A 17960-nucleotide genomic window follows, 5' to 3' on the forward strand; every position below is an offset into this window, starting at 1 on the left:
GCCCCGTCAGCGGGCGGTGACCTCGAACAGGCGCGACTGGTAGTCGCCCTGGCGGATCCACGTGGTCCACGGGCCGAAGCCCGAGTCGGAGACGTCGAATCCGTGGCTCATCAGCTCGTCGCCGTAGAACGCCTCGCCGTCGACCTGCGGCATGCGGTAGACGGTGTCGCGGATCTCGTACTCGCGCTCGGGGTCGAGGCCCTCGAGGCGCAGCGAGCGATAGCCCTCGTTGACCGGCTGGTGGGCGCGGTAGTAGCCGACCAGCGCGCGGGAGCGGTCGGCGGAGACGACCATCCACGCGGTTTCGGCGCCCTCCTGCAGCCCCACCGGGTTGGCCCCGTACGGGCTGACCAGGCGGTAGAAGGTGCCGTGGGCGATCAGGTCGTAGTGCTCCTTGAAGAACGCGATCTGGCCGCGGATCTCCTCCTGCTCCTCCGGCGGGATCTTGTTGACGTCGAGCTCATAGCCGAAGGTGCCGAAGTAGGCCACGTCCGCGCGCGTCTTGAGCGGCGTGACGCGGAACACCTGGTGGTTCGGCACGGCGGAGACGTGGCTGCCCATGCTCGAGATCGGGTAGCCGAACGAGGTGCCGTACTGGATCTTGAGGCGCTCGATGGCGTCGGAGTCGTCGGAGATCCATCCCTGGGGCGCGTAGTAGAGCATGCCGGCGTCGAAGCGGCCGCCGCCCGAGGCGCACGATTCGAACAGCACCTTCGGGAACTTCGAGGTCAGGCGCTCGTACAGGGAGTACACGCCGAGGATCTGGCGGTGGAACACCTCGCCCTGGAACTCGGCCGGGCGGCCCTGCGAGTACACGTCGGTCATCGAGCGGTTCATATCCCACTTGACGTAGCTGACGAGCCCGGTGCCGAGGATCTTCTCCATCTGCTCGGCGATGTAGTCGACGACCTCGGGCTTGGTGAAGTCCAGCTCGAACTGGTTGCGTCCGTGCAGCGGCGTGCGGTCAGGCACGCGGATCATCCAGTCGGGGTGCGCCTCGTACAGTTTGGAGTCCTTGCTGATCATCTCCGGCTCGAACCACAGGCCGAACTGCATGCCGATACCGGTGATGCGCTTGGCCAGCCCCTCGACGCCGTTGGGCAGCTTCTTCGGGTCGGCGAACCAGTCGCCGAGCGAGCTCTCGTCGTTGTCGCGGTGGCCGAACCAGCCGTCGTCGAGCACGAACAGGTCGACGCCCAGCTCGTGGGCCTTGGACGCGATCGAGAAGACCTTGTCCTCGTCGAAATTCATGTAGGTGCTCTCCCAGCTGTTGATGAGCACCGGGCGCGGGCGGTCGCGCCAGTAGCCGCGGGCCAGCCGCGTGCGATACAGCTCGTGGTAGGCCTGGCTCATGTGATTCAGGCCGTCGGCGCTGTAGACGATCACGGCCTCGGGCGTCTGGAACGAGGCGCCGGGGCCGAGCCGCCACGCGAAGCCCTCCGGGTGGATGCCCATCATCACGCGGGTGACGTGGTAGTTGTCGACCTCGACCTGGCCGAGGAAGTTGCCACTGTACACCAGGCTCACGCCGAAGCACTCGCCGGAGTCCTCGGTGGTTTCGGGCCGCTTCAGGATCAGGAACGGGTTGAACTGGTGCGAGCTGTGGCCGCGCAGGCTGTAGATGGACTGCACGCCGGTCTTGAGCTCGCGCTCCTGGAGGTGGCGCTCGCGGCCCCACGCGCCGGTGAAGTCGAGCATGCGCCAGCGGGCGTCCGGCAGGTCGATGTTCGCGCTCATCGCGGCGTCGATCACCAGGTTCCGCTCGCCGCGGTTCACGAAGCGCGCGTTGCGGGCCAGCACCGGGCGGTCGGCGTACAGCGTGTACGACAGGTCGAGCTCGGCGCCGGTCAGCTTGTCGGCCAGCGTGATCGTCAGCGTCTCGGCCTCGGCGTCATCCTCGACGTAGGTGGCCGGCAGGTTCTCGAGCTTCGGCTTGCCCGGCGTCACGGCGTGCGACACGTACGCGAAGTCGGCGTACCGGCTGCCGTCGGGGTTCACGATCGTCGCGGCCATGTTACGCATGTCGCCGTTGCCGGTGACCGGGTACTCCTGCTTGGTGTCCTCCAGCGAGAAGCTCTGGTCGCCCTCGTAGACGCACGGGTCCATGTCGCGGCGCTCGTTGACCTGCATGTGGGTGAAGTTCTCGCGGTCCTTCAGCGGCGCGCCGAAGTACAGCTGGCCGATCTGGCCGTTGCGCAGCACGTCGATGATGTAGGAGAAATAGCGGTTGTAAATGTGGAAGACCTTGGTCTTCTCATGGTACACGATGGGCACGGGTGAATCCCTTCCTTCCTGGGATGGTCCTGCGGCGGCGCCTCCATGCGTCGTCGACAATGTTCACGATACGGTCGCGCGGCGGGCCCGTTGATGGACAGAACCCACGTTCGGGTGGACTCATGTTCGCACTTCGCCCGCCGGTGCACACGCTCCGGCACAGGTGGACAAACCCGAGATTCCGGGGAATATCGTTGGCGTTTTGCCGTTTCCGGACCGTACGTAACATGCCAGCGATTACGATTGAAGCCGTATCCGATCCATACCAGGGGTGCACCGAACGCACCCGCACCAAGGGAGGCTGCAATGCCGGGAACCAACCTGACCAGACAAGAGGCGATCGCGCGACGGGGCGTCGTCGTCGGCACGCCGGACTACCGCGTGTCGCTGGACGTGACGAAGGGGCCGGAGACCTTCGACTCCACCACGGTCGTGACCTTCGAGGCCGTGCCCGGATCGTCGACCTTCCTCGACCTGACCGCCGACGAAGTCCAATCCGTCACGCTCAACGGCGAGGCGCTCGCCGTGTCCGAGGTCTACGCCGATTCGCGCATCGAGCTGGCGGGCCTCAAGGAGGCCAACACGGTGACGGTGACGGCCCGCGGCCGCTACTCGAAGACCGGCGAGGGCCTGCAGCGCACGCTGGACCCGGCCGACGGCAACGTGTACCTGTACACGCAGTTCGAGGTGCCCGACGCCCGCCGCGTCTACGCGGTGTTCGACCAGCCCGACATCAAGTCCACGTTCACCTTCGACGTCAAGGCGCCCGCATCGTGGCTCGCGCTGTCGAACACGCCGGTCGCCGGTTCCGACGAGGTGCCTGGGGCCCTCACCGAGCCCGGCACGCTGGCCGACCGACCGGCCGAGGGCGTGCGCCACTGGCGTTTCGAGACCACGCCGGTCATGTCGTCGTATCTGACGGCGCTGGCGATCGGCCCCTACGTCGAGCGCCGCTCCACCTACGCCAATCCCGACGGCCGCACCATCGACATGGGCCTGTACTGCCGCCGGACGCTCGGGGACGCGCTGGAGCGCGACGCCGACTACCTGTTCGACGTGACCAAGAAGGGCTTCACCTTCTTCGCCGCCCAGTGGGACGTGCCCTACCCGTACGCCAAGTACGACCAGGTGTTCGCCCCCGAGTACAACTCCGGCGCGATGGAGAACATCGGCCTGGTCATCGTGCACGACCGCTTCATGTTCTCCTCGAAGGTCAACGACTTCGACCTCGAGGACCGCGACCGCACCCTGCTGCACGAGCTCGCGCACATGTGGTTCGGCGACCTGGTGACCATGAAGTGGTGGAACGACCTGTGGCTCAACGAGTCCTTCGCCACGTTCATGGGCTATCTGGCCGGCTGCGAGGCCGTTGGCTGGCCCGATGACTGGGCCAGCTTCTGCTCGTGCCAGAAGTACGCCACGATCGACGCCGACCAGCGCCCGACCACGCATCCTGTCGTCGCGCCGATCAACGACCTCAACGACACCTACGTCAACTTCGACAGCATCACCTACACCAAGGGCGCCTCCGTGCTCAAGCAGATGGTGTACTACGTCGGCCGCGAGGCGTTCTTCAAAGGCATCCACGACTATCTGACCCGCATGGCGTACGGCAACGCCACGCTCGACGACCTGCTCGACTCGCTGCAGCGCGCCAGCGGCCGGCCGATGCGCGACTGGGCCGAGCGCTGGCTGGAGCATTCGGGCATGACCATGATCGAAGCCAAGGCCGACACCGACGATCAGGGAGCGATCACCCGGCTGACGCTCACGCAGAGCGCGCCGGCGGAGTACCCCGTGCTGCGCCCGCACCGCCTCGCGGTCGGCTTCTACGATCTGGACGAGACGAGCGGCAAGGTGGAGCGCACCGCGCGCTTCGAGCTGGATCTGGACGGTGAGAGCGCCGACGTGCCCGAAGCGGTCGGCCTGCGCCGCCCCGACGTCATCCTGGTCAACGACGACGACCTGACCTACACGAAGATCCGTCTAGACGAGGCCTCCCGCGGGTTCGCGGCCGAGCATCTGCCCCAGTTCGCCGCGCCGCTGGCGCGCGCCGTGATCTGGCAGTCGTTCTGGTCGATGACCCGCGACGGCGAATTCCCCGCCGAGCGCTTCATCGATCTGTGCCTCAAGGCCCTGCCGACCGAAAGCCAGGCGGCGACCTTCACGTACAGCATGCGCGAGATGCAGATCACCGCGCAGCACTATGTGCCCGCGGAGCGCCGCGTCGGGACGATGCGCCACATCTCCGAGGAGCTGTGGCGGCTGATCGGCGAGGCCGAGCCCGGTTCCAACGAGCAGTTCCAGCTCATCAACGCCTATCTGGCCAAGTACGCCGCCGACGCCGATTTCGAGGCGCATGCGCGCGGCCTGCTCGACGGCTCGCTCGCCTTCGAGGGATTCGCCGTCGACGACGGCGTGCGCTGGGTGATCCTGCGGTCGCTGGCCGCGCGCGGGTTCCTGTCCGAGGAGGACATCGACCGCGAGCTGGCTAAGGCGGACACGTCGAAGAACCGCGAGAACGCGCTGGCCGCCAAGGCCGCGATCCCCGACCCGCAGGTCAAGGCCCGGTTCTGGGACATGATGATCCACGACGAGTCCCTCTCGCACACGCAGCTGTGGGAGATGGCCCCGGCGTTCAACGCGGATCTGGGATGCGAGGACCTGTACGAGCCGTACGCCAGGCGCTACTTCGACGAGGCCGAGTGGATCTGGAAGAACCGTTCCTTCCACGTCGCCGACGTACTGCTGCGCTTCCTCTACCCCGAGAACGCGCCCGCGGCGCTGCTCGTGGAGCTGGGCGACGCCTGGCTCGAGTCGCACCCCGCCGAGACCACCGACAACGCGCTGCGCCGCCTGGTGATCGACGCCGTCGACGGCTCCCGCCGCGCCGCCCGAGTGGAACGCGCCAACCGCTGAGTCCCTGCTTCCGGCTCCCCTCGCTGAGGGGAGCATAAGTACAGCTCTGTTAAGCATTCCCCCGCTGGATGGGCAGTCCACAGGACTGCCCATCCAGCGGGGGAATGCTACTTCGGGAATAACAGAGCCGTTCCTGCGCTCCCCTCAGGCCGCTTCGCGACCAGCTCCCCTCAGAGAGGGGAGCCTGAGTAAGAGCCGATTCCGTCTCGCGGCCGCCTATCCCCTTACGCTTCGATGGCGTCGACGGCGTTGATGACCGCGCCGCGGAACCCGTCCTTCTCCAGCTGGGCGACGCCGCGGATCGTGGTGCCGCCCGGCGAGCAGACCGCGTCCTTCATGGCGCCCGGGTGCGTTTCGGTCGCCATGTACAGTGCGCCGACGCCCTCGACCATCTTCGCGGCCATGCGATAGGCCGCCGCACGCTGCAGGCCGTACTTGACGCCCGCATCGCCCAGCGCCTCGATGTACATGTCGGTGAACGCCGGCGCGCAGCCCGCGATGCACATGGCAATGTTCATATGCGCGGTGTCGACGCGCTCGATCAGGCTGATCGGCGCGAACAGATTCTCGAAGGTCTTCCGCTCCCCCTCGTCGAGCGTGTTCGCCTCCTCGGTGACCAGCACGCCCTTGCCAACGGCCATCGGCGTATTCGGGATCGTGCACTGGATATGCACGACCGCGTCGGCGCCGAACAGGGCCCGGTACCGTTCCAGATCCCATCCGGCGGCGATGGACACGACCATCTTGCCCGGCTTGGCCAGCTCCTCCCTGAGCGGCGCGACGACCGCCTCGATCTGGTAGGGCTTGATCGCGACGATCACCACGTCGGCGGCGGCCACGACCTCGGTCGCGTCGTGCAGCGGGCGGGCGCCGATCCGCGCCGTGCTCCGCTCCAGCTTGTCGTAGTGCGCGGCGCAGGCGACGATCCGCCCGCCCGCCACGACGCCGGCGTCGACCATGCCTTGGGCGATGGCCTGCGCCATGTTGCCGTATCCGATGAACCCGATGGTGAGATTGCTCATAGTGGCTCCTTGTCGCGGGGATGTTCCGACGTCGAGTCTAGGCCATGGCGGCCCGCCGCCGCCAGCCGGTCTCACGAGCACGCCGAGCAGGGCCGTGGTGCGGCTCACTGGTGGGTCGGGGTGAGGGTGCTCTTGATCGCGGCCTCGCCGAAATCGCCGGCCGGGCCGGACACGGACGATACGGGCGCGGCGTCCGGCGCCGTGTCGAGATACACCGAGTACGTCTCGTCGTCGATCGTGTAGATGGGGACCAGCTGCAGCGTGAGGTCGTGCGGGGCATGCGGCGCGTGCAGGTCGAACACCGAGCCGTACCGCGCGTCGGGGCGCTTGGCGGCCGCCGCACTCAGTTCGCTTTCGGTGATCGGCCCGATGGCCGCCTGATCGCCGAGTGCGGCGAGCAGCACGTTGCCGTAGCGGATGGCCTGCCGGTCCGCGTCGCCGATGAGCGGCACGAGCGTGAGGTCGGCGCGCAGGTCGAGCGTAATGCGGTCGCCGTCCCGGAGGTCGGCGGTGAACAGGTACAGTCCGCCGCTCACCCGCGTGGCGGTGTCGGCGGCCTGAGCCCGGCCGCCGTCCGCGCGCTCCACGGCGATCCCGCTGATCCGGTCGGCGGCGAGCGCGAGGGTGAGCCGCTTCGGCGCGTCCAGCGACACGTCGATCGTGGCGGACAGGTCGTTCGGCCAGTCGGTCGTCAGCGCGAGCCGGACGCCCTCCTGCGCCCAGTCCAGGCGTGAGGGGATCAGCTCGGCGAGCAGGATCGTCGGCGCGGTTCCGTCCTCGTCGGCGCCGCGGAACCAGATGCCGCGTTGCATCTGCGATCCGGCTTCCATGCCGGTGCCGGTGCAGCACCAGAAATCGAGGTAGGGCCGGCCGAACTTCTTGCGCACGCCGACGCCCATCGGCTGGTGGTACAGCGACTGGCCGGTTTTCTCGTCGATGCAGTTGACCACCGCGCTGAACTTGAGCCGTTCGATCTCGGCGAGATAGTCCGGCTCCCCGGTGATCTCGAACAGGGCCGTGGCGATGGCCATGAGGTTGTGGGCGCAGCACGATTCGCTTTCGCCTCCGGTGAGCGCCTCGCTCAGGTCGCCGTACGGGCCCCAGTGTTCGGCGCGCTCGGAGATCGCCTTCGGGTCGGGGTGGGTCGCCTTCGAGCTGGTGTTGCCGTTGGCGAACATGCGGCCGGCGATGAAGCGGTAGCCGTTGGTCGCCGCGGTCAGGTAGGCGATGTCGCCGGTGATCCGGTACCGGTGCAGGGCGGCGATGATCATCGGCAGGTGGGTGTTGGCGTGCAGGTCCTCGAGCACGTCCTCGCCGCGCGAGAGCGCGCCGGTGAAGTAGTCGCGGTCGAAGAGCTTCGCGGTGGCCAGGATGGACCCGTCGCCGCTCAGGTCGTAGAGCGTGTACAGGGCGTCGCCGATGCCGCCGAACTCGTTGGTCGGGTCCACCTTGGTGGCGCGCAGCACGCCGTCGGTCTTCCACGCCGACAGCTTCTCGAAGCGCCGGCCGATGTAGTGCCCGAGCCCCAGCGCCAGATCCAGCGCCTGGCGGTTGCCCACGTAGCGGTAGGCGTCGATGAGGCCCTGCATGATCTTGTGCAGCGTGTAGTAGGGCACCTCGACGCCGTGGTTCTCCCACAGTTCGAGCTGGTCGAGCACCTCGGAGGGGAAGGAGCTCAGATAGCCGTCGTCGCGCGCGCACTGGCCCATGATCGCCACGATGCGGTCGGCCTTGTCCTTGAAGGCCGGGTCGCGGTCGCCGGCGTAGTATTTGGACACGGCCGACAGGTAGTGGCCGACGCAGTGGCCGCGGATGCCGGCCTGCTCGCCTTCCCAGCCGCCCAGCGGCTCGGCAGTGGAGGGTATCCCCGCGTTGAGGCGGAAGGTGTGCATGAGCCGGTCGACGTCGAATTCCAGCAGGAAGCGGCGCGCCGCGTCCGCCCGCCGCCGGAACACGCCGCCGGTGACGCTCACCTGGTCCAAGCCGAATGGCTGATAGCTGTTCATCTCACTCCTTGTCCGCCGGCGACGCCCATGTCGCCGGCCGAGGGCCGCATCCGCGCGGGCGCCCATCCGGCCCCTTCGCGGCTCGGACGCCCGCGGTTCCCGGGCTGTGTGTTCCCGGTCGACGCTTTGCATACTAGGCTCGCTCAAGCACCCCCGTATGCGCGGATCGGGAAAAGGGAAACGTTTCCCAACCGCGCCGTGTCGGGAATCTCGGCATGGCCTCGGACGCTATCATGCAAAGCATGGAGCAACATCACGATGGCGCGGAGCGCGCGGGCAGAACCCCAAGGGTCACCGTCCGGCAGGTCGCCGCCGCGGCCCATGTGTCGCCATCCACCGTGTCCAAGGCGCTCAACGACACGGGGCGCATCGCGCCGCGCACGCGCAGGATGATCCGGATGATCGCCCGGCGTCTCGGGTACCGGCCGCCGGAATCGTCGCCGGCGCAGCGGCGCAGCGGCATCATCGCCGTGGCCACGACCGATCTCAAGGGCCCGTTCATCGTGCCGTTCCTGGAAGGCGTGGAACGGCGGCTCGGCACCACCGCCTACTGCGCCACCCTGCTGTACACGCACGAGAATCCCGAACTGGAGGAACGCCAGATCAACCGCATCGCCTCGCACGGCATCGACGGGCTGATCCTGACCGGATCGAACACCGACGCGCGCTCGTCCCTGAGCGCGCGGGTCACGCTGGGGCTGCCGGTGGTATACGCCTATGCGCCGTCACGCGGCAAGGCCGACTGCTCGGTCGTGCCCGGCAACGTGCGGGCCGGGCGCGACGCGATCGGGCGACTGGCCGAATGCGGGCGCACGAGCATCGCCCTGATCGGGGCCGAGGAGCATTGGACGGCCAGCACCGACCGCATCAACGGGGCGCTGCACGAGCTGAAAACACGCGGTCTGACGCCGGTCACGCCAATCCAGTTCGGCAGCTGGGAGCAGGATTGGGGCATTATCGCCACCGCACGGCTGCTCGATGCGGGCAACCACATCGACGGCATCTACTGCGTCAACGACCTGGTGTCCCGCGGCGCCATCGAACTGCTGCGCACGCGCGGACTGCGCGTGCCCGAGGACGTCGCCGTCGTCGGGCACGACAACCGCAGCGTGGCCTACGCCACGCATCCGACCATCGCGACCTTCACCAACGCCCTGCCGGACATCGGCGCGCTCGCCGCGTAACGGCTGGTCGACATGCTGCGCGGCATCGACCACCACGGCGTCGACACCATACCCTGCCGTCCGGTGTTCGGCGAATCATGCCCGGACGGCACGCGCCCCGAGGAAACCGCCCCCGACCGCCGCTGGATAGACACCGCTCTGAGCTAGTATCCCGCGCTGTAAGTCCGTTTTAGTAATTCTGGCTCCCCTCGCTGAGGGGAGCCAAGGGCAGCCACTTCACGGCTCAACCCCAGTGAGGGGGAGCCGTACACGAACTTACGACGTGGAACCGCTAGCGGTCTGTCTCGTAAATAGTTGAGTGGTTCACGCCCCCGCTGGCGGGGGCTGTCGGCAAAGCCGACTGGGGGTGGCCGAAAACACCGCGGCATCAAGCATTCGACCACCCTCCGACGCTACGCGCCGCCTCCCGCCAGCGGGGAGGACCAACCCCCTCAACCGTATACAAGACAAACCGCTAGAACAGCTTCGCCAGATCGCCGCGGTTGAGCGCCTCGTTGATCAGGTGCTGGAACACGTGGCCGGTGTGGATGCCGTCGTGCTCGTACTCGTTGGTGACCCACGCGTGCGAGTGCCCGATGTTCGACAGCGTGCGCAGCTGCAGCGTGGAGTCCACGTACATGTCGTCGAAGTAGACGGCGGCCTGCAGCGGCACCTCGTTGCGCTCCAGCTGGTCGAGATCGTAGATCTTGCCCCAGTGGCTGTCCTCCATGAGCAGGTCGATGGCGCCGCGGAACGGGATCAGCGCGCCGCCCTCCTCGAACATCCACGGGAACGACGCCTCGCCGGTGAACATGAGCGGACGGTGCGACGGATCGAATTCCGGATGCTTGTCGCGCTCGCGCTGCGCGGCCCAGCGGATCGGCTCGCAGTCGCCGTTGGCGTAGATGAACTCCTGCAGCGTCCAGTACAGCGGCTTGTTGTAGGTCTGCGTGGCGGACAGCACGCCGATCAGGAAGCCGTCGGTCAGATAGGACGACCGGCTCGCGGAGCCGTCGCCGTCCACGAACGCCGTGTCCAGCAGCCAGTGCAGGCGCTCGAAGCTCGGCTTCATGCCGAAGTCACTGCCGAGCAGCTGCAGGCGGCGCACCGACAGCGGGTCGCCGTTGGGCAGGTGCACGTCGCTGTTCTCGAGGATGTCGGCGATGGCGGCCGCGCGCTCCACGTCCTGCGGGTAGCGCGCGTAGAACTGATTGTTCTTCGCGATCATGCGCGGGAAGGTGTGGCGGTACACCGCGTCGGCGTCGGCCGCCACGTACGGGATGCCGCCCGTGGTGAACGAGGCGAGCAGGCCCTGCGGATACAGCGACAGGTACGCCAGCGTCAGGAAGCCGCCGTAGCTCTGCCCCAGCGACACCCACTGCGCCCCGCCGAACTCCGTACGGCGCAGATGCTCGAAGTCGCGCACGATGGACCCGGCGAGGAAATGCTTGAGATAGGCGGCCTGGTCACGCGCGTTGTCGAAGCGCGCCATGGTGTGCGAATCCACCGCCGAGGAGCGGCCGGTGCCGCGCTGGTCCGGCAGCACGATGCGGAAGCACTTGATCGCGTCCTTGATCCACACTTCGCTGTCCAGGCTCTGCATGCGCGGGCCGGCACCGCCGGGGCCGCCCTGCAGGAACACCAGCAGGGGCAGGTCGTCGTGCACATGCTCGGGCGCGGTGACCACGCGGTAGAACAGGTCGATCGACTCGCCGTCGAAACCCTGCCCCGGCTCATGGCCGGCCCAGTCAAGCGGCACCTTGATCGAACGATCCTCGACATGCAGACCCGGAACGTAGTATTCAGCCAGCAGCGTCACGTCTTCTCCCTCTGTTATTGCGCCAACCGTTGCCACTTCCATATCAGCTTCATCCTCGGACAAAAACCGGTTGCACTCGCTCATTCTCCCGTATGATGGCACGCCCACGCGCGCACGCGATAGCCTAGAGGCATTATGACAGTGATGAAGCATCTGGTCTCGTGGGGCCGCGACAGCGCGCTCGCCTGGGACATCGCCGGCGCCCTGGCCTTCATGGCGCTGGTGCTCCTTTCATCGGGCGGACTGGCGGATACGCCGGGACTGCTGTTCGATGTCGGTCCGTCCGCGCAGATGATCTGGTCGATCGTCCAGATCACGCCCCTGGCCCTGCGCAGACGCCATCCGCAGACGGCCGCGCTCGCCTACGTGGCGCTGGTGCTCGTGCAGCTCATCGTCGGCCCGGTGATGACCTTCGCCGATCTGCTGTCCGTCCTCGTGCTGTACTCGGTGATCGTCTACGGCGATCCGCGCAACGCGAAGGCGTTCATCGTCATGGCGTTCGCCGTCGGCACCCTGTCCGGCGGCGTGATCGGCTGGGCGACCGAGGTCGGGCCGTACGCCGTGGACCACACCGCGGCCGACGGTCAGGTCGATGTCTGCCAGAACACCTACGTCGGCGGCTTCCATCTGGACGGCGCCTGCGCGTCGAGCGTGCTGCGCGTGGCGATCGCGGTCACCGTCATGATCTGGATCTGCCTGATCTCCACGATCATCATCGCCTACTGGCAGCGGGCCCGCTGGGCCACCGTACGGCTCATGCAGGAACGCAACGAGGCGCTGCGGGCCAGCGAGGCGGAGGAACGGCACATCGCCGCGCTGGCGGAGCGGGCGCGCATCGCCCGGGACATGCACGACGTGGTGGCGCACACGCTGTCGATCATCATCATCCAGTCGGACGGCGGCCGGTACGCGGGAGCGCACGATCCCGCCGTCGCGCGCAGCACGATGGAGACGATCCGGCACGAATCGGAACGCGCGCTGCACGACATGAAACGCCTGCTCGGCGTCTTCGGCGGCTCCCCCCACGCGGACTACGAGGACATCGCCGCGCTGGTCGACCAAGCGCGCGCCGTGTCCCCCGACTGCACGATCGAGCGCCGGATCGAGGGCGCGCCGGCCCCGGCCCGGCTGGACGACCGCGCGAGCGTCGCCGTGTACCACGTCGTGCAGGAGGCGCTGACCAACGTGCGCAAGTACGCCGGACCGAACGTGCGGGTGACCATCGCCGAGACCTGGGGCCCCGGCGGGATGGGCGTCGTCGTGTCGGACAACGGGCGCGGCGCATCGGCGACGATGGACGGGCACAAGCCCGGCTACGGCCTGCTGGGCATGCGCGAGCGCATCGGCGCGGTCGGCGGCACGGTGTCGGCCGGGCCTCGGGTCGGCGGCGGGTTCACGGTGGCCGTGAACGTCCCGTATGCGTCCATCCCGTCAACGGCGGCATCGCCGGTCGGCGACGGCATGCCGGCGGCGGCCGGAACGACGGCGCCTGCAGCCGCGCCCGTCATCGCGGCGGACGCCCGGCAGATCCCACTGCCTGCTGCCCGGACAGCCACCACCGTCGCCGCCCAAGCCGAATTCACGGCCGGTTTGTCTCCCGCATCGTCGCCGGAGCCGCACGATATCCGGGATCACGCCGTCGGAGGGACCGATCGCCCGGCGAAGCCGCGGTGGTTCGATCGCCTGACGGCGGCCCGCGGCGCCTCGGGCCGCGGCGAGGTGGCGCTCCCCCAGCTGCCGTCGCTGTCCAAGCTGCGCGAGGCGCTGCGCTCCAAGCCGATCATGCAGGCCACGGGCATCGACGAACGGCTCAACCATGTGGAGCGGCTGTCGCAGTGGACGGAACGGCACTATCTGCTCATGGACGCGATCGGCACGCTGCTGCTGCTGCTTTCGATGCTGCGCGGCACCCAGTCCAGCATCGGCCAGTTCGTCGATCCTTCCGTTTCCGGAACCACATGGGTGCTGGGATATCTGTTCACGCTGCTGACGGTCGCCCCGCTGATGTTCCGCCGCAAGTTTCCCGAGCTCAGCGCGGCATGGGTCGCCGTGTTCTCGGCGTTGCAACTGCTGTGCTATCCACAGGTGATGTTCGCGAACCTGTTCGCGCTGTGCTCCCTCTATTCCGCCGTGCTGTACGGCCGGGACCGGGCATGGCGGTGGGCGTCCTTCGCGGCCGGGGCCAATGTGCTGCTCATAGGCGCCAGCATCGCGGCGAAATCGATGGGCTACAGCACGCTCATCCGCATGATCGTCAGTCAGCGCGATTTCGACTCGAATTTTGCCGCGGGCAACGCCGCCATCATCGGCGTCACCTACGCCGGAACGGTCGGCGTCATGTGCCTCGGCGCGATAGCGCTGGCCCGGTGGAGGCGATCCAGCGGGTCGAACGTGCTGGTGCTGCAGGCCCGAGCCGAGGCGCTGCAGGCCGAGCAGGCGAAGCAGCGCATACTGGCCGCGAATATGGAACGAGACCGCATCAGCGCGAATATCCAGTCCGAGGTGACGCAGACGCTGACCAGCGTGATCGACCAGGCCGCCGCCGGGCTGCGCATGCTGGACGAGGCCGAGGCCCGCGGCGAGGAGCCGCCGCCGGAATCGATCAACGACTCGTTCGCCGCGATCGGGAGGCAGGGCCGCACCGCGTTGGCGCATATGCGCGAACTGCTCACGGTGCTGCGCGAAACCGGGTTCAGCGACGAGCGGCACGAGCACGAACAGCCGGAGATGGCACTGAAGCCGGCCGTGTCGCTGGACGAGCAGATGCGCCGCTCCGCGTAACCGCGCGTCGTCCGCTTCGCCGGACTCATCGCGAGACACCGGCCCCGGTGCGCGTACCGGCGTATTCAGGGAACAATCAGGGTATCGGTGCGCCCCGCGTCGACGGGGACTGGCAGAGTGGAAGCCATGAGCAGTGAGACACAGAAGATTCGCGTGGTGATCGCCGACGATCAGGAGCTGGTGCGCGCCGGCTTCGCCATGGTGATCGGGTCGCAGCCCGACATGGAGGTCGTCGGGCAGGCCGGCGACGGCGAACAGGCCGTCGCGCTGGCGGAACGGCTGCACCCCGACGTGGTGCTGATGGATGTGCGCATGCCCGGCATGGACGGCCTGGAAGCCACCCGGCGCATCAGCGCGCTCGCGGCCGGCGACGGGGGCGCCGCGCCGGATATGGGCACCACCCTCGGGGCCCCCGTGTTCGGCGCGGCCGGCACGGGGGATTCGCCGGCGCGCACCACGCGCGTGATCATCCTGACCACCTTCGATCTGGACGAATACGTCATGGCCGCGATCAACGCCGGCGCCTCCGGCTTCCTGCTCAAGGACACCGAGCCGGAGACCCTGCTCTCGTCGATTCGCACCGTGTTCAACGGCAACGCGATCATCGCGCCCTCCGCCACGAAGCGGCTCATCGAGAAAATGATGCAGGACGGCTACACCAAGGCCGGCTCGCTCGGCGGCAACCCCCATGCGGCCGGCGTCGCGGGCGGGCAGTACAGCGCCCCGGTCCCCACCGAACGGCGGAACGGCGGCGCGCGCCCGGTCGCCTACACCGATCCCGAGCTCGACGAGCTGACCGAGCGCGAACGCGAGGTCCTCATCGAGATCGCGCACGGGCTGAGCAACCAGGAGATCGCCGACAAGCTGTTCATCTCCCTGCCCACCGTCAAAACCCACGTGGCGCACATCCTCGCCAAGATCAACGCCCGCGACCGCGTCCAAGCCGTCGTCTTCGCTTACGACAACGGCCTCGTCTAGGCTTCTCAACACAACCGCGCGGCCCGACAGGGCCCATGTACGCAACTGGCTCCCCTCAGAGAGGGGAGCCAGATTTTTTGGTCTACGCCCCGGCGAGGGCCTCGACGGGCTGAGCCGTCATGGATGGTCCAGTGGACCATCCATAGGCGAAGTGAGCATCCGCACCGCGGATGCGAAGGCCGCCCGAGAGGCCTTACGCCTCGGCGAGGGCCTCGACGGGCGGCGTCCGCACGGCCCTGCGGGCCGGGAAGACGCTGGCGAGCAGCGCGGCGACGGCGGCCACGCCAAGCACGGCGCCGTTGACGCCCCACTCAAAGGGGAACACGATGCTGCCATACTGGCTGAACACCATGTACGATCCCAGCCAGCCGAACAGCGTGCCGAGCGCCACGCCAACCACACCGGCGACGAGCGAGAGCATCAGCGCCTCGACCGCGAGCGAGCGGCGCAGCTGGCCCCGGGTCATGCCGATGGCGCGCAGTGTGGCGGATTCGCGGGTGCGCTCGATCACCGACAGGCTCAGCGTGTTGGCCACGCCGACGAGCGCGATGAGCACGGCGACGGCGATCAGCCCGACGAGCAGCGCCATCATGCCGTTGATCATCGTCTCCCACTGCAAACGTTGCGCGATCGGCCCGGACACGCCCACCCCGGCGCTGGACGAGAACGCGTCCTGCACGCCGGCCAGCGTCACGCCGAGGTCGGATCCCGTGGCATCGACGCGCATGAGCAGCATGTGCTCAGTGGCGGTCAGATCGCCGTTGGCGAAATGCGCGGCGCTGACGAACGCCGCCGCGTCGAGGTCGGACGACACGCGCCGGTAGTCGCGCTGCACCGGCTTGAGCGTGATCGTCCTGTCCGCCGTGGAGCCGGCCGACCCCGCATCCCCGGAGACATCGTCCGCAGCCGAGCCGTCGGCGACGGCCGACCCATCCCTCGCCTGCACGCCGTACGAATTCGGCCGGAAGGTGACGCCGTTCGCGTCGAAGGCGATCTCCTTGCCGGAGATCGCGGAGTACTTCGGCAGCAGCGCCGTGCCATCGTCGATCGTCACGCCGCTCAGGTCCGCCTTCATCACCTTGCGCAGGGCGTCGGCATCGTCGACGCCGATCAGCATCACCGCCATCACATCGCCGCCGTCCTTCGGGGTCGTGTACATGACCGTGGCCGGCGCGTACACGGTGTCGGCCACGCCCTTGACCTTGGCCGCATCCTTCACCTGAGCGTCGGTCATATCAGGGCCGGCGGCGATCATGTCGACGCTGTAGCGCCTGTCGAGCGCCTCGCCCATCGTCTGCTTGGCGCTGGCGGCGCCGGTGGCGATGGTGGAGACGAGCGTGACGCCGATGAGCAGCGCGGCGCCGGTCGCGGCCACGCGGCGCGGGTTCTTCTGGATGTTCGCGTGCGCGATCCTGGCGCTTGGCCCGGCGAGCGAGACCAGCGCGCCGATGCCGCGCATGAGCGCGGGCAGCCAGAACGTGGCGGACAGGACCATGCCGAGGAAGATGAACGCGCAGCCGGCGATGGCCATGAGCAGCACGGTCGCATAGTTGTCGGAGGCCAGCGACACACGGCCCGTGTTCATCTCATGGTTCTGCCATGCGGCGAACACGGCGAGCGCCAGTCCGGCAACGATCAGCAGGATCGAGCCGACGGCGCGCAGCACGCCGGCGCGGCGCGTGTCGGTCAGTTCGATCGGGCGCAGCGCCTCGAGCGGGGTGACGGCGGTCGCCGAGCGCGCGGAGCCGAGCGAGGCGAGCACGGTCATGACGATGCCGAACGCGATTGGCACGGCGAACACGGGCCAGCTGAGGACCAGCCGCGCGTCCATGCCGGCCGAGGCCATCACGCCGGAGGCGGTGAGCCCGCCCATCAGCGCGATGCCAAGCGCCACGCCGAGCAGGGACGCGATCAGGCCGAGGATGCCGGCCTCGAACAGCACGGAACCATACAGCTGGCCCTTCTTCGCGCCGATGGTGCGCAGCAGCGCGAGCGTGCGGCGGCGCTGCGCGACGAGCACCTGGAAGGTGTTGGCGATGACGAGCGCGGCGACGAGCATGGCGAGCACGCCGAAGCTCAGCAGGAACGTGGTGGTGATGTCGGTGCCGGCACTGGTGCTCAGCGCCTTGATCGCCTCGCTGTTGGCGTCGTCGCGGGTCATCACCTTGTAGTACTTCGGCATCAGCTTGGCAATCTGCCCGGCCGCGGCCTGGGCCTTCGCGTCGGCGGTCTTGCCGTTGCCGTCGCCGCCCAGATCGAGCAGCAGCTGGTAGGTGCCGACCTGCGAGAAGTCGTCGACGCCGTTCATCGCGGCCATGACGTTGTCGGAGATCACGGAGGCGCCGCCGTAGCTGGAGTACAGGCCGTGCGGGTCGTCGGTCAGGCCGACCACGCGCACGTCGGCGCCGGTCGCCGCCCCGTCGGCGGCGGCGCCGTTCCCGTCGGAGGTCCACTCGATGGGCGAGGTGACGGTCACCGTGTCGCCGATGGAGACGCCGAGCTGTCCGGCGAGGGTTTTCGGCAGGGCGATCTCGTCATTGTCGGCCGGCCGGTCGCCCTCGACGACGGAGACCGGCAGCAGAGCGGCGGTCCTGGAGGTGCCGACGGCGATGCCGGTGACGTTCTTGTCCTTGTTGGTGACGATCAGGGTGGCGTTGGTATCGGCGCGCACGTCACTGACGCCGTCGATGGCGCGGACCTGGTCGAGGTGGAAGTCGGCGACGGTCCGGGAACCCGCGCCGCCGCCGTCCTTGACGCCGCTGTCGGACAAGGCCTTCAGCGCCTGCGTGTCGGGCATGACGACGTAGTTCGCCCCGGCCATCTGCGCGGTCTGCTGGCGGCCGAGCGAGTCGTTCATCGTATTGGAGAACAGGAAGGTGGCGGCGATGAACGCAGTGCCGATCAGGATGGCGATGCCCGCGGGAATGAGCATCCGCGCGCTTTTCTTCATGAGTTTGAGGGTGATCGAAAACATGGGTGTGCTCCTTGGCTGAGCTGG

General features: G+C 68.2%; 10 protein-coding genes. 5 read left to right on the forward strand and 5 right to left on the reverse strand.

Annotated features, from left to right (window positions below; all coding sequences use genetic code 11):
- Positions 1–6 precede the first annotated feature (6 nt).
- Positions 7–2274 carry an alpha-galactosidase gene (locus BBSC_RS07990; RefSeq protein WP_034535477.1) on the reverse strand — a complete coding sequence of 756 codons (2268 nt, stop codon included), beginning with the start codon at positions 2272–2274 and terminating at the stop codon, positions 7–9.
- 306 nt (positions 2275–2580) lie between these two features.
- Between BBSC_RS07990 and pepN the strand changes: the two genes are divergently transcribed.
- Complete coding sequence (gene pepN, locus BBSC_RS07995) at positions 2581–5193, forward strand: aminopeptidase N (protein ID WP_033520045.1); 2613 nt, start codon at positions 2581–2583, stop codon at positions 5191–5193.
- A 224-nt stretch (positions 5194–5417) separates the two neighbouring features.
- Here the strand turns inward: pepN and proC are convergent, their stop codons facing one another.
- Together proC and BBSC_RS08005 are read right to left on the reverse strand one after the other, a co-directional pair.
- Positions 5418–6215 (reverse strand): pyrroline-5-carboxylate reductase, encoded by a 798-nt coding sequence (gene proC, locus BBSC_RS08000; RefSeq protein WP_033519997.1) that lies wholly within the window; start codon positions 6213–6215, stop codon positions 5418–5420.
- 104 nt (positions 6216–6319) lie between these two features.
- Positions 6320–8221, reverse strand: a complete 1902-nt coding sequence (locus BBSC_RS08005; protein WP_046726190.1) for a beta-L-arabinofuranosidase domain-containing protein — start codon at positions 8219–8221, stop codon at positions 6320–6322.
- A 242-nt stretch (positions 8222–8463) separates the two neighbouring features.
- On the opposite strand from BBSC_RS08005, the gene BBSC_RS08010 reads away from it, so the two are divergent.
- Together BBSC_RS08010 and BBSC_RS14380 are read left to right on the forward strand one after the other, a co-directional pair.
- On the forward strand, positions 8464–9405 hold the full coding sequence (locus BBSC_RS08010) for a LacI family DNA-binding transcriptional regulator (RefSeq protein WP_046726193.1): 942 nt from the start codon (positions 8464–8466) through the stop codon (positions 9403–9405).
- Positions 9406–9417: 12 nt separating this feature from the next.
- A complete protein-coding gene (locus BBSC_RS14380; RefSeq protein ID WP_269429201.1) occupies positions 9418–9552 on the forward strand; it encodes a hypothetical protein in 135 nt (44 codons plus the stop codon).
- 307 nt (positions 9553–9859) lie between these two features.
- On the opposite strand, the gene BBSC_RS08015 is transcribed toward BBSC_RS14380, so the two are convergent.
- Positions 9860–11203, reverse strand: a complete 1344-nt coding sequence (locus BBSC_RS08015) for an alpha/beta fold hydrolase (protein WP_033519998.1) — start codon at positions 11201–11203, stop codon at positions 9860–9862.
- A 135-nt stretch (positions 11204–11338) separates the two neighbouring features.
- Here BBSC_RS08015 and BBSC_RS08020 point away from each other — a divergent pair, with 135 nt between their 5' ends.
- The gene (locus BBSC_RS08020; protein ID WP_033519999.1) at positions 11339–13984 is read left to right on the forward strand and encodes a sensor histidine kinase; all 2646 of its coding nucleotides are present in this window, start codon (positions 11339–11341) and stop codon (positions 13982–13984) included.
- A 126-nt stretch (positions 13985–14110) separates the two neighbouring features.
- The gene (locus BBSC_RS08025) at positions 14111–14962 is read left to right on the forward strand and encodes a response regulator (protein WP_033520000.1); all 852 of its coding nucleotides are present in this window, start codon (positions 14111–14113) and stop codon (positions 14960–14962) included.
- 193 nt (positions 14963–15155) lie between these two features.
- On the opposite strand, the gene BBSC_RS08030 is transcribed toward BBSC_RS08025, so the two are convergent.
- Complete coding sequence (locus BBSC_RS08030) at positions 15156–17936, reverse strand: ABC transporter permease (RefSeq protein WP_033519654.1); 2781 nt, start codon at positions 17934–17936, stop codon at positions 15156–15158.
- Between the last annotated feature and the right edge of the window lie 24 nt (positions 17937–17960).

The sequence above is a fragment of the Bifidobacterium scardovii JCM 12489 = DSM 13734 genome (assembly GCF_001042635.1).
In the GTDB taxonomy this organism is placed as follows: Bacteria; Actinomycetota; Actinomycetes; order Actinomycetales; family Bifidobacteriaceae; genus Bifidobacterium; species Bifidobacterium scardovii.

Excerpts from the sequence above, each read along its gene's own strand:
- pepN (WP_033520045.1), top strand. The coding sequence starts at position 2,581 with ATGCCGGGAACCAACCTGACCAGACAAGAGGCGATCGCGCGACGGGGC.
- proC (WP_033519997.1), bottom strand. The coding sequence starts at position 6,215 with ATGAGCAATCTCACCATCGGGTTCATCGGATACGGCAACATGGCGCAG.
- BBSC_RS08005 (WP_046726190.1), bottom strand. The coding sequence starts at position 8,221 with ATGAACAGCTATCAGCCATTCGGCTTGGACCAGGTGAGCGTCACCGGC.
- BBSC_RS08010 (WP_046726193.1), top strand. The coding sequence starts at position 8,464 with ATGGAGCAACATCACGATGGCGCGGAGCGCGCGGGCAGAACCCCAAGG.
- BBSC_RS14380 (WP_269429201.1), top strand. The coding sequence starts at position 9,418 with ATGCTGCGCGGCATCGACCACCACGGCGTCGACACCATACCCTGCCGT.
- BBSC_RS08020 (WP_033519999.1), top strand. The coding sequence starts at position 11,339 with ATGACAGTGATGAAGCATCTGGTCTCGTGGGGCCGCGACAGCGCGCTC.
- BBSC_RS08025 (WP_033520000.1), top strand. The coding sequence starts at position 14,111 with ATGAGCAGTGAGACACAGAAGATTCGCGTGGTGATCGCCGACGATCAG.
- BBSC_RS08030 (WP_033519654.1), bottom strand. The coding sequence starts at position 17,936 with ATGTTTTCGATCACCCTCAAACTCATGAAGAAAAGCGCGCGGATGCTC.